Raw genomic sequence first — 12,531 nt, forward strand, 5'->3', positions numbered from 1 at the left:
GTTTTTTTCAGCGCACCGTGACGCTGGCGAGTTCCTGGCCGTCGGGGCTCATGACGTGCGTCGAGCACGCGAGGCACGGGTCGAACGAATGCAGCGTGCGCAGGATCTCGACAGGCTGCTCCGGATCGGCCATGGGCGTATTCATCAGGCTGGCCTCGAACGCGCCGATCTGGCCCTTGGTGTCGCGCGGGCTGCCGTTCCAGGTCGTCGGCACCACGCACTGGTAGTTCTCGATGCGGCCATCCTTGATGCGAATCCAGTGGCCGAGCGCGCCGCGCGGCGCGGCGACCGTGCCCACGCCCTTGGCCTCCTTGGGCCAGGTGGCCGGGTCCCACTTCTCGACGTTGGCGGTGCTGGTGTCGCCGGCCTTGATGTTCGCAACCAGTTCCTGGAAGTCTTCGAGCATCATCTCGGCGCAGTACTGCGCTTCGAGGGCGCGCGCGAGCGTCCGGCCGATGGTCGTAGGCAGCAGCTGCTTCACCGTGTACTGGGTCTCCGGCATGCCCAGCGCCTTCGGAAACACCTTGTTGATGACCGCGGCGGAGAGATCGACCTGTTCCTTCACCCGCTGGCAGTGCGGATTGCCCTTTGCCGCGTGCGCATAGCCGAGGATGTAGCGCGACAGCGGCCCCACCTCCATCGCATGGCCGCGCCAGCGCGGGGACTTGATCCACGAATACTTGGCGCTCTCGTCCAGCCGCTCGATGTTGGTCCGCGTGCCCTTGGTCTTCGCGCCGAGCTCATAGTTGGGCTCGGTCACGCCGTCCCATGGATGCAGGCCCTTCGATTCGTCCGCGTACTTGTACCAGCTGTGGTTGACGAACTCCTGCACCTGCTCGGGATCGCGCGGGTCGACCGGCAGGATCTCGTTCCAGTTGCCGCCCAGGATCGCGCCGCCGGGCAGCTGCTGGGTCCTGCGGTCGCCCATCACCTTTTCATAGGTGCCGTAGTCCATCACGTTGGTGGCGGACAGGCCGCCGCCGTAGAGCCATCCGGCCTGCTTGTAGATGGTGCCGATGGCGAGTACGTCGGGGATGTACACGTTGTTGTTGAACTCGATCATTTCGCGGATGCGCGCCTCGATGAAGTTCAGCCGCTCCATGTTGACCGGTGCGCCCGCCGCGCCGTCCTTGTCGATGTTGATGGCGCACGGAACGCCTCCCACCAGGTAGTTCGGATGCGGGTTCTTTCCGCCGAAGATGGTGTGGACCTTGACCCACTCCTTCTGCAGGTCGAGGGCCTCCAGGTAGTGCGTCACCGCCATCAGGTTGGCCTCCGGCGGCAGCACGTAGGCCTTGTTGCCCCAGTAGCCGTTCATGAAAGGGCCGAGTTGCCCGCTCTCGACGAACTTCTTGAGCCGGTTCTGGATGTCGCGGAAGTAGCCCGGCGACGACATCGGATGCGAAGGCGACACCGTCTGCTGCAGCTCCGACGTCTTCTTCGGATCGGCCTTGAGCGCGGACACCACGTCGACCCAGTCGAGCGCATGCAGGTGGTAGAAGTGCACGGCATGGTCGTGCTCCTGCAGCGTCTTGGCCATGATCTCGCGGATCAGGTAGGCGTTCTTCGGAATGGCGATGCCCAGCGCATCTTCCACCGCGCGCACCGAGGCCAGCGCATGGCAGCCTGTGCACACGCCGCAGATGCGCTCGACAAAGGCCCAGGCGTCCCGCGGGTCGCGGCCCTTGAGGATCACTTCCAGGCCGCGCCACATCGTGCCGGTGGATACGGCGTTGCGGATCACGTTGTTGCTGTCGACGTTGACCTCGCAGCGCATGTGGCCCTCGATGCGCGTCACCGGGTCCACCACGATGCGGCGGCCCGTGTCATCCATCTTGAAGCCTTGTGTCTCGTATGCACTCATTGGTACTTTTCCTTGCCGTGGGAGCGTGGGGGTCAGTGCCCGGCGTTGGCCGGTGCCTGGGTGTCGGCCTTTGCCTGCGCAGCGCGCTTGATCGCCGATGCGGCGGCGTGCGCGACGGCGGCCGCGCCGACCACGCCGGCGGCGGTCGCGCCGACCTGGTCCGCGTTGGCCTCGACGCCGAACTGGTGGATGTCCGTCAAGCGGTTGTAGAACGAGCCCTTGTCCCAGAAGCCGTCTTCCGAGCAGCCGATGCAGCCGTGGCCCGCCTTGATGGGGAAGCTGGTGCCTTCGTTCCATTGCACGGTCGAGCAGGCGTTGTAGGTGGTCGGGCCCTTGCAGCCGACCTTGTAGAGGCAGTAGCCCTTGCGCGCGGATTCATCGTCCCAGGCCTCGACGAACTGACCGGCATCGAAGTGCGGCCGGCGGTAGCACTTGTCGTGGATGCGCTGGCTGTAGAACATCTTCGGCCGGCCCTGGCGGTCGAGCTCGGGAATCCGGTCGAAGGTCAGCATGTAGGTGATGACGCCGGTCATGACTTCGGCGATCGGCGGGCAGCCCGGCACCTTGATGATCGGCTTGTCGAAGATCACCTTGTGGATAGGGGTGGCCTGTGTCGGGTTCGGCTTGGCGGCCTGCACGCAACCCCACGAGGCGCAAGAGCCCCACGAGATGATCGCCTTGGCATCCTTGGCAACGTGCTTGAGCTGGTCGATGAAGGGCTTGCCGCCGATGATGCAACTCATGCCGTCCTGGTTGAGCGGCGGGTTGCCTTCCACGGCCAGGATGTAGTTGCCCTTGTACTTCTTCATGATCTCTTCGAGGATCGCCTCGGCCTGGTGTCCGGCGGCAGCCATCAGCGTGTCGTCGTAGTCCAGCGAGATCATCGACAGCACCACGTCCTTGGCCAGCGGATGCGCCGAGCGGATGAACGACTCCGAACAGCAGGTGCATTCGAGGCCGTGGAGCCAGAGCACCGGTGTGCGCGGCTTGGTTTCCATCGCGTGGGCGATCTGCGGCACGAAGGCCGGCCCGAGCCCAAGCGATGTGGCAGTGAGCGAGCAGTACTTGAGCAGACTGCGGCGCGAGATGCCCTGGCGGCGCATCACCTCGTAGAACGTTTCCATCGTGTGCTGTCTCCTTGCCTGTGCGGCGATGTCGTGGACAGCGGGCTTGCGACGGGCCGGCGACCCGGTCAATGCCTGCTGCCCCGTCCTAAGCGCAACTTGCGGGCCCGTTCCCGGACCACCAGGGGAATACCCTGAAGGGGCGCGGCAACTGCTTGATTTGATTGGGCCGACTCGGCGGGCGCGGCGCCGCGTCCGGGCTGCATGTCGATGCAGCGCTTCCAGTCCGGTCGCCAAAGTGGAAGCGCTGCTTCCACCGGCGCCTGCGATCCGGATGGCGGCCCGGACAGGAAGCAGATGAAGAGATTCTTCGTTGACTGCCATGGCTGAGGACGCCAGGCCTCCTTCGAGCAAGGGGAGCGTCCACGGTCTACGTCGCGCCGTCGTGGCTCGCAAGGCCAATGCCCTGATGCTCCAGGCGATGGCGTTCGATCAGGATGGGACGCTGGTGGACAGCGCCGGCGGCGTTGTGCTGGCACTCGACACGGCGCTGCACGATGCCGACCTGCCTTGCTTCAATCTGCAGCGTGTGCGCAGCTGAATCGGCGATGGACCCGATATGCTCGTCGAGCGGGCGTTGCGCGCGATCGACTTGCAGGAGATCGACACAGCATGGTTGTCAGCTCGCGTGCGCCGCAATTTCGACGCGATGACGCTGGGCTTGCCGTTTGCCGAATGCTCGATCTACGCAGGTGTCGAAAAGCTGCTGGGGCTGCTCAGGCGCAAGAACGTGAACCCCGTGGACAGCCGCCGCGTGAGAAACTACCAGCTTGATCTAGCCGATGTCCATGCTGATGGTGACGGGACCGGCGCCTTCCGTGGCGCGGTCCTTGCCGAAATGGATGAGCCGCTCGCAGCAATTCCTTCACGTCGGTGACATGCAGATCGATCAGGTCGCGTTTCGCTCGCGTGGACACCCTTGCGACAGACTTGCGCGCGCCAGTTGCCTGACGGAAGCTGCTCGAAGGTGGGCATTCGCGGGGTTTTTAACTGTATGAGTGAAATCGCTAAAACATTGAATTTAAAAGAGAAAATCGTCTCCGTGGCCCCGATGATGGATTGGACGGGCTAGCGCCAAAAACACCTTCTCTGACAACAAGTTATCGAAGGCGTTGTGCCCTCGTGTGGCACGAATGTGGCTTCGCGCCGTGTGGGACTAGTCTGTAGAGTTCAGCTGTCCCTAAGTCGAGGACGAATCGCTACGACGACTTCTCGCACAACCTCCATAGGCCCTAAATGACTTTGACAGAGGCATTCGCGAAGTATGGTGCCAAGTTGCGCAATCGTCAGTGGTCGATGGCAGCACTAGCGCCCAACGGCGCCCTAGTCGTTAGCCTGTATGCGAATTGGTTCAAAAAGGGTGAGCAGCCACGTACACTGACTTATGCAGACACATTCTCGAACTGGAAGGGCAACGAGTTAGGCCGGAACGAATTCAGAAGGCTGCTTCTAGACGTTGAGGAGCGCAGCGCGCCTATTTACATAGTCCTTGCTCACCCTCATCCAACTCAGATGCACTTGGTTGGGGCTGTCCAAGACGAAAGCGTGATCAAAAAATCCTTTTCTGTACGCCCGGATTGGGTCGGCGCACTCGAACACTTCGATGGCGACGCCTATAGACTCTTAATTCGCCAAGAATAAGCCAGATTGGGCGTCTGAGACATCCAATAGTTCCGGGTTCCGAGCATTGATCTGAGCGATGTATATCGCTGCCGTTGTCAAAATACTAAAGGAGGAGCATGAAAATCTTGGAGCACTATCGCGCGCTTATTAAGAATTCTGCAGATGTTTTTGAGACTTTATGCAGCGACAAAGACGCTTGCGGAGCCTTCGTGGCATCTCACAATTACATCCTCGAATTTGACGCGTTAAGAACAGCCATAGCAGAAAGGCCGGAGGTTGTCGTCCTCGATTCTGCTGCGAAAGAATATCAATTTGCGCTTTTTGCGTTGGCAACTGGGCAATATCGGCACGCTTTTGGAGGGCTCAGGTTAAGTTTTGAGCTCAGACTCGCTACGCTTCAATTTTCCGCTCATGAAATTGATTATCGGCAATGGGCAAGCGATTCGAAGGATATCAACTGGAACTCGTTAAAGGATGCGCAGAACGGAGTTTTTTCAATAAACTTCATCCGTGCATTCAACCCGGCGTTTGCCGAACACGGGAAGCAATACTCCGCTATTGCTGAAGCTGTTTATCGTGAGTGCTCCGAATTTGTACATGGAAATGCAGGCACGCACGCAATGTTGCCTTCCGAAATTAATTTTCAAAATGAAGCTTCTGCCTCCTGGCACCAAAAAGCATCCATAATGCGCCTAGCGTTCACCTTTGCGTACGCGGCTCGCTATATCAACTACATTGACAAAAAATCCACCGACTTGATCGAACCTATCCTCATAGATGTCCTCGGAAATCTACAGCCGATCCAAGCATTGTTCTCGCAACCAGCTAAGGTGAAATAGATGGCAGACTTTTTCTTTCGAACTGAGGACATCAGGCCAGAGGAAGTACTTGACTATTTCGTCGAAAACACCCGCGACAGACAGCTAGTCGACGCATTAAAAAATAGAAACCCTGTCGTGCTTGTTGGTAGCAGAGGGGTAGGAAAGTCATTTTTGCTCAGGGTGGCCCAGAAAGAGCTCGCGGATTCTTTCAAGTCTGAACGGGTTTTCCCGGTTTATATTAGCTTTGTACGAAGCTCATTGCTTCAATCGTCTGATCCTGATCAATTCAAGCATTGGATGCTTGCAAAGATTTGCTCGTCGGTGTTGAGGGCATTGACGCGAGAAGGTTTATTGGGCGGCATCCCAAAGAGTATCGGGTTGCTCGCCGGCGGATCAACCCCCGCTACGATTGAGTCTACAAAAGTTGAAAAAATTGCGGATGCATATGAGGCATCTTGGAAACAGCCGAATGCTGCCGTGAGTGCGGACGGGATTCCGAGTCTGGACGACTTTAAAGAGGCGCTGGAGGATCTAAGTGACGAACTTGATATTTCCAGATTTGCGCTACTATTCGATGAGGCGGCACATATATTCCTCCCCGAGCAGCAGCGGCAATTTTTTACGATGTTTAGGGATTTGCGTTCGCATTGTATTACTTGCAATGCTGCTGTGTACCCGGGTGTAACTGCATTTGGTGAGACATTTCAGCCGGTCCATGATGCAACGATGCTAAGCATAGACAGGGATATTCTCTCCTCGGACTATGTCGAGAATATGAGGGAGATTGTCCAAAAACAAGCTGACGCCAGTTTGCTTGCACAAATTGCGCAGTATGGTCAGAACTTTGCAACTTTGGCATTCGCTGCGACAGGTAATCCTCGTCTTTTGCTCAAGACAATTGCCCGCTGTCCAAAAATGAACTCGCAATCGGTAAACGATGCGATAAAAGAATTTTATCGGACCGAGATTTGGTCGGAGCATTCGACCTTGTCTGACAAATACGTAGGGCACAAGCCTCTGATTGACTGGGGGAGGGAATTTATCGAGGGACAGGTAATTCCGGATATAAAAGGAAAGAATGATTCCTATCTCGCCTCGGATAAAGCTACTTCGGCTTTTTTCTGGATTCATCGCGATGCACCTGAGCTGGTAAAGGAAGCGCTTAGAGTTTTGGCATATACGGGCATTGTGGTGGAAAACGCCGGCGGTATTAAGGCGAGTCGAGGAGAAATTGGTAAGCGTTATGTAATTAATCTTGGATGTTTGTTTGTCCATGAATCTTCGCCTACGAATTCGGCAGTTACAATTGCGCATGGTTTAACTCCGAAGCGCATGACGGAGTACGGCGCTACTTATCCCTCTTTCAAAAAACTTACGGATCAAGCAGCGCAGATCACTGGCGCTGCCATGACATTAGCGCTCAGCGTCCAACTGGACAGACCGGCGAGTGTCTTGGACTTAACTCAGTGGCAATTGGAAAAGCTCACCGAACTTGGCCTCAACACTGTGCGTGATGTATTGAATGCCAAAGAAGCGAAACTTAAAGAGGCGAACTATGTCGGCGATGTGAGAGCGCGTCGCATGCGAAATGCCGCAATTGCGGCGGTGTTGGAATATCTCTCTGGATAGATGGAGCGAGCCGACTCTTAAGAAATGTCGATTGAATTTCCCAAAGTAGCGGCTCGCGCCCTCGCAGTGCGCATCGCGGCCGTCCTAATCAGCGCGATGTGATCCAAGCTGAGATAGTTCTTTTCGTGCAGCTTCTTGACGGGCGTCGAGATACTCTGCGAGATCTTGGATGCCGACGCCTTTGAGAGATTTCTGGCTGCTTGGATCTGTCCGAACCAACGGTAAACGGATTTCGCCCGTTATGCACTTCGCGGCAAGTTTTTTTAAGTCAAGATGGGAAAAGAAGTCGCGGCGAATCCATTCAAGTGGAATGATGGGCTGCGCGTCGTACTGAGCCATGAGAAGAAATATGGTCTTCATTCTTTCATCTCTCTTGCCTTGATGCCTGCTCATTAAAAGCTGAGCGAGAGCATGGACCATGCTGCTGCCGCCACTCGTGGAACTTGTCCGTTGCCAAGGGCGCGACATCTGTCCACCCGATGGGCCAGCCCATGACCCACTCGACGAATTCGGGGTTCAGCCGGCCAGCCTTGCCATCCCGCTCGACCCAATAGTCGAGTCGGTTCCGAAGCCTGGACTTGCCATTCACGCGAGTCAGCGCGTTCTCCGACGAGCCCTTCGACATAGCCACTGAAGGCGTCGGTAATGTTTCGCCCCACCACCCAGGCGCGATCCCGCTCGTGGGGTGCTCCGAGGTTTCCAGCTGATAGACAACCCCATCGAGCATCGAACCCCATTGCGGCAAGGTCACCGAGGACCACTGCAAGGCCTCGTCCCACAAGCAGCGGTGAGTTCTCCACTCGGACGAACTGCGGTCGAACCTCACCGATGATTCGGCCCATTTGCTTCCATAGGCCGGAGCGCTCTCCTTCGATGCCTTCGCCGCTTCCGGAAGCGCTGATGTCTTGGCACGGAAAGCCGCCTGAAATGACGTCAACAATGCCTCGCCAAGCTCGACCGTCAAAAGTGCATACGTCAGACCAAATCGGGAAAACCGGGAGGGTTCCATCGTTCTGTCTTTGCGCCAGAACGGCTGCGGCGTAGGCATCACGTTCAACTGCGCAAACGGTCCGGTCGCCGCACAGTTCGTTGGCGAGAATTCCTCCACCAGCGCCTGCGAAAAGAGCCAGCTCATTCAATCCCCCCTCCATCGCGCGTAGCTGCCTTTAAACCGAACATCATGTGTTTCCGGTCAAGGCCGAGTTCGCGGGCAATGAATTGCGAAAGCACTTCGACTTGCAGCTGGCGCACGTCACCTGCGTTCGTGACGACGACCTCAGGATTGAAGCGGCTTCCGTCAGTGGCGCTGATGTGCTGGCCCTCTGCGGAGCCGGTGTGTCCTGGGCGGGTGACTTGCCAAAGCACGGCGCCCGCCATGCGCAGCGTGTGTGCCTCGTTGTCGAAGCGCACATCGGTGATAGCAAAGCGCGTTTCGCCTTCCCGGCGGTAGTAGGTGAGCCGCTTCATGAGCTGTTCGGTCCAGTAGCGCGGCGACTGCGATCGACGGTACTCTGTGCCCCACCATTGCATGATCTGCCGAGGGCTGCGCGGCTCGTCGAGCCATGCATCGCTGAGCGGCGTGCGATGGTCGGGTGCGGCTGCGGACAGCGACAGGACCACGGCCGCGAGAAAGTCGCGTGGCGCAAGCCGCATGCGGAGCGCGACGGTCGGAACGTTCTTCAGGTTCGGGTTGGTGAGGTCGTCGAGCGAGAGCTCGAAGGCGTGAGAGATTTCGCCGCGCAGCGCGTCGGCGTAGGCGAGCTTGCGAAAGCGGGCGTGCGCGACGAGAAGGTCGGCAACGGTGTCTTTGCCGACACCGGCATGGCCGGTGAGTGCGATGAGATGGTGAAGGGCGGGGCGCTTCACCGTGGGCGTGATAAGGGTCATGGTTGCGGTCGTGGGGGCATGGCTAGGCGGTTTGTGCGACCGCGGAGGCGCGTGCGGGCAGCAGCTCGCACGATGTGATGACGGCATGCGTTTCTGGCGATATGGCGCCGGGCATCGCGCGGGGGTTGGTGAGCACCAGGCGCAGGGCGTCACCGGCCTTTAGGTCGTTGTGCTTCGCGCGCCACGCTGCGGCGGTCGGGCCAACCCAGCGGGCCACGTAGACCTCGACCGCGCGAGGCCCTTGGTTGTCGATGAGGCGCATCTTCAGAACGAACTCGCCGGCATCGGACTTGTGTTCACTGACCGCCGGGCGTCCAGGGCGGTCCTTGCCGACGAAGAAAATGCCGGTTGTCGTGGTCGTCATGGCCGCGCACCTCGCTGTTCGGCGCGGATGCGCTTGAAGGTCTTGCGGATGTCGGTGGCGAGGCTCGGCGTGTACTGAAACCGGCTGTCGATGAGACCGCCGATGGGGCCGGTGCGTTGCGGCTGCTTGGAGCGCCGCGGGCGAGGGGACGTAATCACGATCATGGCGTGCTCCAGCCATAGACGCACATCGCGGCGAGCACGATGGGCAGGACGATGAAGACCGCCAACGCGGCGGCGGTCGCGAGGAAGCCCAAGACGGGCCTGACAGGCGATGTCCTCATGAGGCCAACGCCGGTTTCTTGGAACGAGGTCGAGCGCATGTCGGCCTTTCAGAAAGGGCAGCGCAGGGCAGGGCGCCCGCGTGTGGTCAAGACGATTTCGAGCGCGATGTCGGTCACCTCTTCGTCAGTGGCCCCGTAACGGCTCGCGAGTAGCGCCGCGCTCATGGGGTTGCGCTCGCAGAACGGCGAACCCGGGCGGTGCTCGTAGTGGTATCCGCCACACCGGCACAGGCTATGGCCGGTATCGCGCAGGTGTAGCGTGAACAGGCCATGGCTGCGGCGCCGCGTGCGGCATTCGGGGCAGCGGAAAAGGAAGCTCATGCGGCCACGCTGGTCTGTTTCAGGCCGTCCCGTAGGTCGCTGCGTGTCGTCGCGCTCTTCGCCTCACCAGACGCTGCGAGGTTGAGAGAGTCAATCTCGCCATTGAGGGCGCGGGCGCGCTCGGCGAATTCGACTGCCATCGGGTGCGCGGGTGCGCTTTCGGTGTAGGCCTTGACCGTTGCGTCAGCGATGCCGGGCAGGCTGATGCTGCCGAGCTTCAACGCTTTGTTGGCGAGCGGCACACCCATGGCCTGCCAGTTCGCAACGCCCGCGGCGGCGCACCGGTAGAACGCCTGGCGGCGGCGGCCGATCGTGCGAATCCAGATGTCTACGCGTGCCGAGCTGGTGACCAAGTGGCGCGATACGCCGCGGCCGTCAGCGTGGTTGATTTGAGCGCGAGCCATGCTGTCAGCCCTCGATGCGCGTCGCTTCAATCACCGGGCATCCGGTGACGTGCTGAGCGATGTCGAGGGCCTGCTCCGCATTGGCGGCGCGAAACTGCACGAACGGTGCGGCACCGGTGTCCGAGGGATTCAGATGCCCGAAGGCGTCGCGCGGCGTGTAGGTGCAGCGGTAGCGCCGCGAAGAGGTTGTGCGGGCTCGGGTGGATTGCTTCAAGTCGTACTCCAGTAAGTGAACTGACGCAGCGACTGTAAGCGTACTAACTCATATTGGCAAGTAAGCTAACGACGAATTTAAGTGAGCTAACAAACCGGGCGCAAAAAAACCCGCTCGAAGCGGGTTCGTTGTCGCGCGCGACGGTCTTAATCGGGTCGCCATTTGCTGGAAGAAACAACGGCAGCGACGGCATGGATCGCGTCGATTTCTGCAGTGTCGAACGTCAGCCGCTCTTGGGTATTTACGCTCAAGACTTCGATCGATGTGGTGCGACGCACCAGCAGTTCTTTCACCATCTTCCTGCCGTCGCGGAGCTTCAGCAGCACGTACTCTCCGGTCTGCGGAGTGCCGTTCGGTTCGACTAGGACATACCATCCATCCCTGATGGCAGGGAACATGCTTTGCCCGCGGACGCGCAGTCCATATGCGTTCGGGTCTTCTGTCGCTATCTCGATGTGCCCATCTCCTGCGCCCACGACGGAGCTGATTTCTTCATAGTAGCCATCGTCTCCCATCTTGGCCGTGCCGACGACTGGGACGAACCTGGCCTGCCTTGCACGGCCGGCGAACTCGGCATCGTCATGCGATCCCGGAGCATCGACCTTCTTTTGCCCTTTGCCTTTCGCGAGCCACAAGGCGCTGAAACCCGTGTAGCGCTCCAGCAGCACTGCGGGCTCGATTTTCAGGCTCTGTGTTTCGCCGCTTAGCCATTGCGAAACAGCGGAGTGGGAGACACCCGCTTTTCCGCTGATTTCGCCCACGGTCCAACCCGTCTCGCGGACGAGTTCCTGCATGCGTTCTTGAAGGGTGCTCATGTAAGTGTAATTACAGCTTAAGAGTAAGTTAGCAAACTTTTGCTATTTCGGTAAGCGTGCTAACATAACGAGATGAAGAAATCTCGGGCGCTTGAGTTGTTGGGCGGGTCCGTTGGCGCGGCGGCCAAGTCCATTGGCCGAATCTCTTCGGCCGCTATCTCGCAATGGCCCGAGGAACTGCCGCCACGAATCGAGGACAGGGTGCTCGCAGCACTCGCTCGGAAGTATCTGCCTCCCGAAATGATCGGCGAGGCGAGCACGCTTTCGGTTGACGGTCAGCAAGCCCGGGGTGTGCATGCATAGCGCGCGACGGAAGGGCACTCGCACTACGAAAGCCATCCGCTCGCCGGCCGTAGCACGTCTACGGCGGGCGAAAGCACGCGCTCGCACAGTTGCGCCATCGCTGTGCGCTCACGCAGCGCCTGCAGCCCTCGGGCGCTTGCGCTTGCCGTCGTTATCTCTATCCACGCCGCAATGCTCTCGCGGTTCAGGTCTGGTTCGACTTCCAGCAGTTGCACGAGCTGCTGCAGGAATTGCTCGATGGCGTCGATGCGCTCCGCCAGCGTCGGAGCAGGACTCGCTTCCGCGAGGCATTGGCTGTTTTTCTCTGAGGTCTGCATGAGAACGAATATCTCAATTGACGAAGCGCACGGCTATGGCGCCGATGAGCCTGTGCCCGACAAGCTGCGCGGCCACGATGCTGCAGTAGCGGCCTATGACACCGCGCATGGCTACGACGGCGGCATAGCTGCTCTTGCCAAGCGCATGGGCCACAACGCCAACACGTTGACGCATAAGGTCAACCTGCAGAACGCAACCCATCACCTCACGTTGCGCGATGCCATCGAGCTGCAGTGGCAGAGCCGGGATTACCGCATCCTGCACGCGATGGCCGGCGAGCTGCAGCACGTCTGCATCCGTGCCACGCCGGCGCATTCTGAGGGCGACCCCATCGACACCTTGGTGCAACTGCAGATGGCCTTCGCCGACTACGTGCAGGCGCTTGGTGAGGCGTTGACGCGCCGCAAGGATGGCGTGTCGCGCAACCAGATGCGCAAGGCCGAGCACCACGCAGCCGAAGCAGTCGCCAATATCGGCCACTCGCTTGCAATGCTGCGCGGCCTGATGCGGGAGGAACCGAAGGCATGAGCGCAGCGGTTCGACCTGGCCGGGGAGGGCGCG

At 59.5% G+C, this 12,531-nt stretch carries 18 protein-coding genes; 5 read left to right on the forward strand and 13 right to left on the reverse strand.

What is annotated here, in order from left to right; all coding sequences use genetic code 11:
• Positions 1 to 7 precede the first annotated feature (7 nt).
• A complete protein-coding gene (locus ABID97_RS13680) occupies positions 8 to 1,864 on the reverse strand; it encodes a nickel-dependent hydrogenase large subunit (RefSeq protein ID WP_354399007.1) in 1,857 nt (618 codons plus the stop codon).
• 32 nt (positions 1,865 to 1,896) lie between these two features.
• Positions 1,897 to 2,988, reverse strand: a complete 1,092-nt coding sequence (locus ABID97_RS13685; protein WP_354399008.1) for a hydrogenase small subunit — start codon at positions 2,986 to 2,988, stop codon at positions 1,897 to 1,899.
• 322 nt (positions 2,989 to 3,310) lie between these two features.
• Between ABID97_RS13685 and ABID97_RS13690 the strand changes: the two genes are divergently transcribed.
• The 4 genes from ABID97_RS13690 (at position 3,311) to ABID97_RS13705 (ending at position 7,061) form a co-directional block, all read left to right on the forward strand.
• A complete protein-coding gene (locus ABID97_RS13690; RefSeq protein WP_354399009.1) occupies positions 3,311 to 3,529 on the forward strand; it encodes a hypothetical protein in 219 nt (72 codons plus the stop codon).
• A gap of 18 nt (positions 3,530 to 3,547) precedes the next feature.
• Positions 3,548 to 3,865, forward strand: a complete 318-nt coding sequence (locus ABID97_RS13695; protein ID WP_354399010.1) for a hypothetical protein — start codon at positions 3,548 to 3,550, stop codon at positions 3,863 to 3,865.
• An 862-nt stretch (positions 3,866 to 4,727) separates the two neighbouring features.
• Positions 4,728 to 5,450: a hypothetical protein gene (locus ABID97_RS13700; RefSeq protein ID WP_354399011.1), complete on the forward strand. Its 723-nt coding sequence runs from the start codon at positions 4,728 to 4,730 to the stop codon at positions 5,448 to 5,450.
• Entirely contained in the window at positions 5,451 to 7,061 is a 1,611-nt protein-coding gene (locus ABID97_RS13705; protein WP_354399012.1) for an ORC-CDC6 family AAA ATPase, read from the forward strand.
• Positions 7,062 to 7,145: 84 nt separating this feature from the next.
• On the opposite strand, the gene ABID97_RS13710 is transcribed toward ABID97_RS13705, so the two are convergent.
• The 11 genes from ABID97_RS13710 to ABID97_RS13760 form a co-directional block, all read right to left on the reverse strand.
• On the reverse strand, positions 7,146 to 7,421 hold the full coding sequence (locus ABID97_RS13710; protein ID WP_354399013.1) for a pyocin activator PrtN family protein: 276 nt from the start codon (positions 7,419 to 7,421) through the stop codon (positions 7,146 to 7,148).
• Positions 7,422 to 7,453: 32 nt separating this feature from the next.
• Complete coding sequence (locus ABID97_RS13715; RefSeq protein ID WP_354399014.1) at positions 7,454 to 8,212, reverse strand: DNA cytosine methyltransferase; 759 nt, start codon at positions 8,210 to 8,212, stop codon at positions 7,454 to 7,456.
• On the reverse strand, positions 8,193 to 8,948 hold the full coding sequence (locus ABID97_RS13720) for a deoxynucleotide monophosphate kinase family protein (protein WP_354399015.1): 756 nt from the start codon (positions 8,946 to 8,948) through the stop codon (positions 8,193 to 8,195). Before ABID97_RS13720 ends, ABID97_RS13715 begins: the two co-directional genes overlap by 20 nt.
• A 22-nt stretch (positions 8,949 to 8,970) precedes the next feature.
• Positions 8,971 to 9,312 carry a hypothetical protein gene (locus ABID97_RS13725; protein WP_354399016.1) on the reverse strand — a complete coding sequence of 114 codons (342 nt, stop codon included), beginning with the start codon at positions 9,310 to 9,312 and terminating at the stop codon, positions 8,971 to 8,973.
• Positions 9,309 to 9,476, reverse strand: a complete 168-nt coding sequence (locus ABID97_RS13730; protein WP_354399017.1) for a hypothetical protein — start codon at positions 9,474 to 9,476, stop codon at positions 9,309 to 9,311. Before ABID97_RS13730 ends, ABID97_RS13725 begins: the two co-directional genes overlap by 4 nt.
• Complete coding sequence (locus ABID97_RS13735) at positions 9,473 to 9,595, reverse strand: hypothetical protein (RefSeq protein WP_354399018.1); 123 nt, start codon at positions 9,593 to 9,595, stop codon at positions 9,473 to 9,475. The genes ABID97_RS13730 and ABID97_RS13735 overlap by 4 nt, the downstream gene beginning before the upstream one ends.
• A 48-nt stretch (positions 9,596 to 9,643) precedes the next feature.
• On the reverse strand, positions 9,644 to 9,916 hold the full coding sequence (locus ABID97_RS13740; protein WP_354399019.1) for a hypothetical protein: 273 nt from the start codon (positions 9,914 to 9,916) through the stop codon (positions 9,644 to 9,646).
• A complete protein-coding gene (locus tag ABID97_RS13745) occupies positions 9,913 to 10,320 on the reverse strand; it encodes a hypothetical protein (RefSeq protein ID WP_354399020.1) in 408 nt (135 codons plus the stop codon). The genes ABID97_RS13740 and ABID97_RS13745 overlap by 4 nt, the downstream gene beginning before the upstream one ends.
• A 4-nt stretch (positions 10,321 to 10,324) precedes the next feature.
• Positions 10,325 to 10,534 carry a hypothetical protein gene (locus ABID97_RS13750; RefSeq protein WP_354399021.1) on the reverse strand — a complete coding sequence of 70 codons (210 nt, stop codon included), beginning with the start codon at positions 10,532 to 10,534 and terminating at the stop codon, positions 10,325 to 10,327.
• A gap of 146 nt (positions 10,535 to 10,680) precedes the next feature.
• On the reverse strand, positions 10,681 to 11,349 hold the full coding sequence (locus ABID97_RS13755) for a S24 family peptidase (RefSeq protein ID WP_354399022.1): 669 nt from the start codon (positions 11,347 to 11,349) through the stop codon (positions 10,681 to 10,683).
• 326 nt (positions 11,350 to 11,675) lie between these two features.
• Positions 11,676 to 11,969, reverse strand: coding sequence for a hypothetical protein (locus tag ABID97_RS13760; protein WP_354399023.1), 294 nt, complete (start codon positions 11,967 to 11,969; stop codon positions 11,676 to 11,678).
• On the opposite strand from ABID97_RS13760, the gene ABID97_RS13765 reads away from it, so the two are divergent.
• Positions 11,968 to 12,498 (forward strand): phage regulatory CII family protein, encoded by a 531-nt coding sequence (locus tag ABID97_RS13765; protein WP_354399024.1) that lies wholly within the window; start codon positions 11,968 to 11,970, stop codon positions 12,496 to 12,498. The two genes, ABID97_RS13760 and ABID97_RS13765, sit on opposite strands and share 2 nt — an antisense overlap.
• The last annotated feature ends 33 nt before the right edge of the window (positions 12,499 to 12,531 follow it).

The sequence above is a fragment of the Variovorax sp. OAS795 genome, assembly GCF_040546685.1.
Classification (GTDB): domain Bacteria; phylum Pseudomonadota; class Gammaproteobacteria; order Burkholderiales; family Burkholderiaceae_C; genus Variovorax.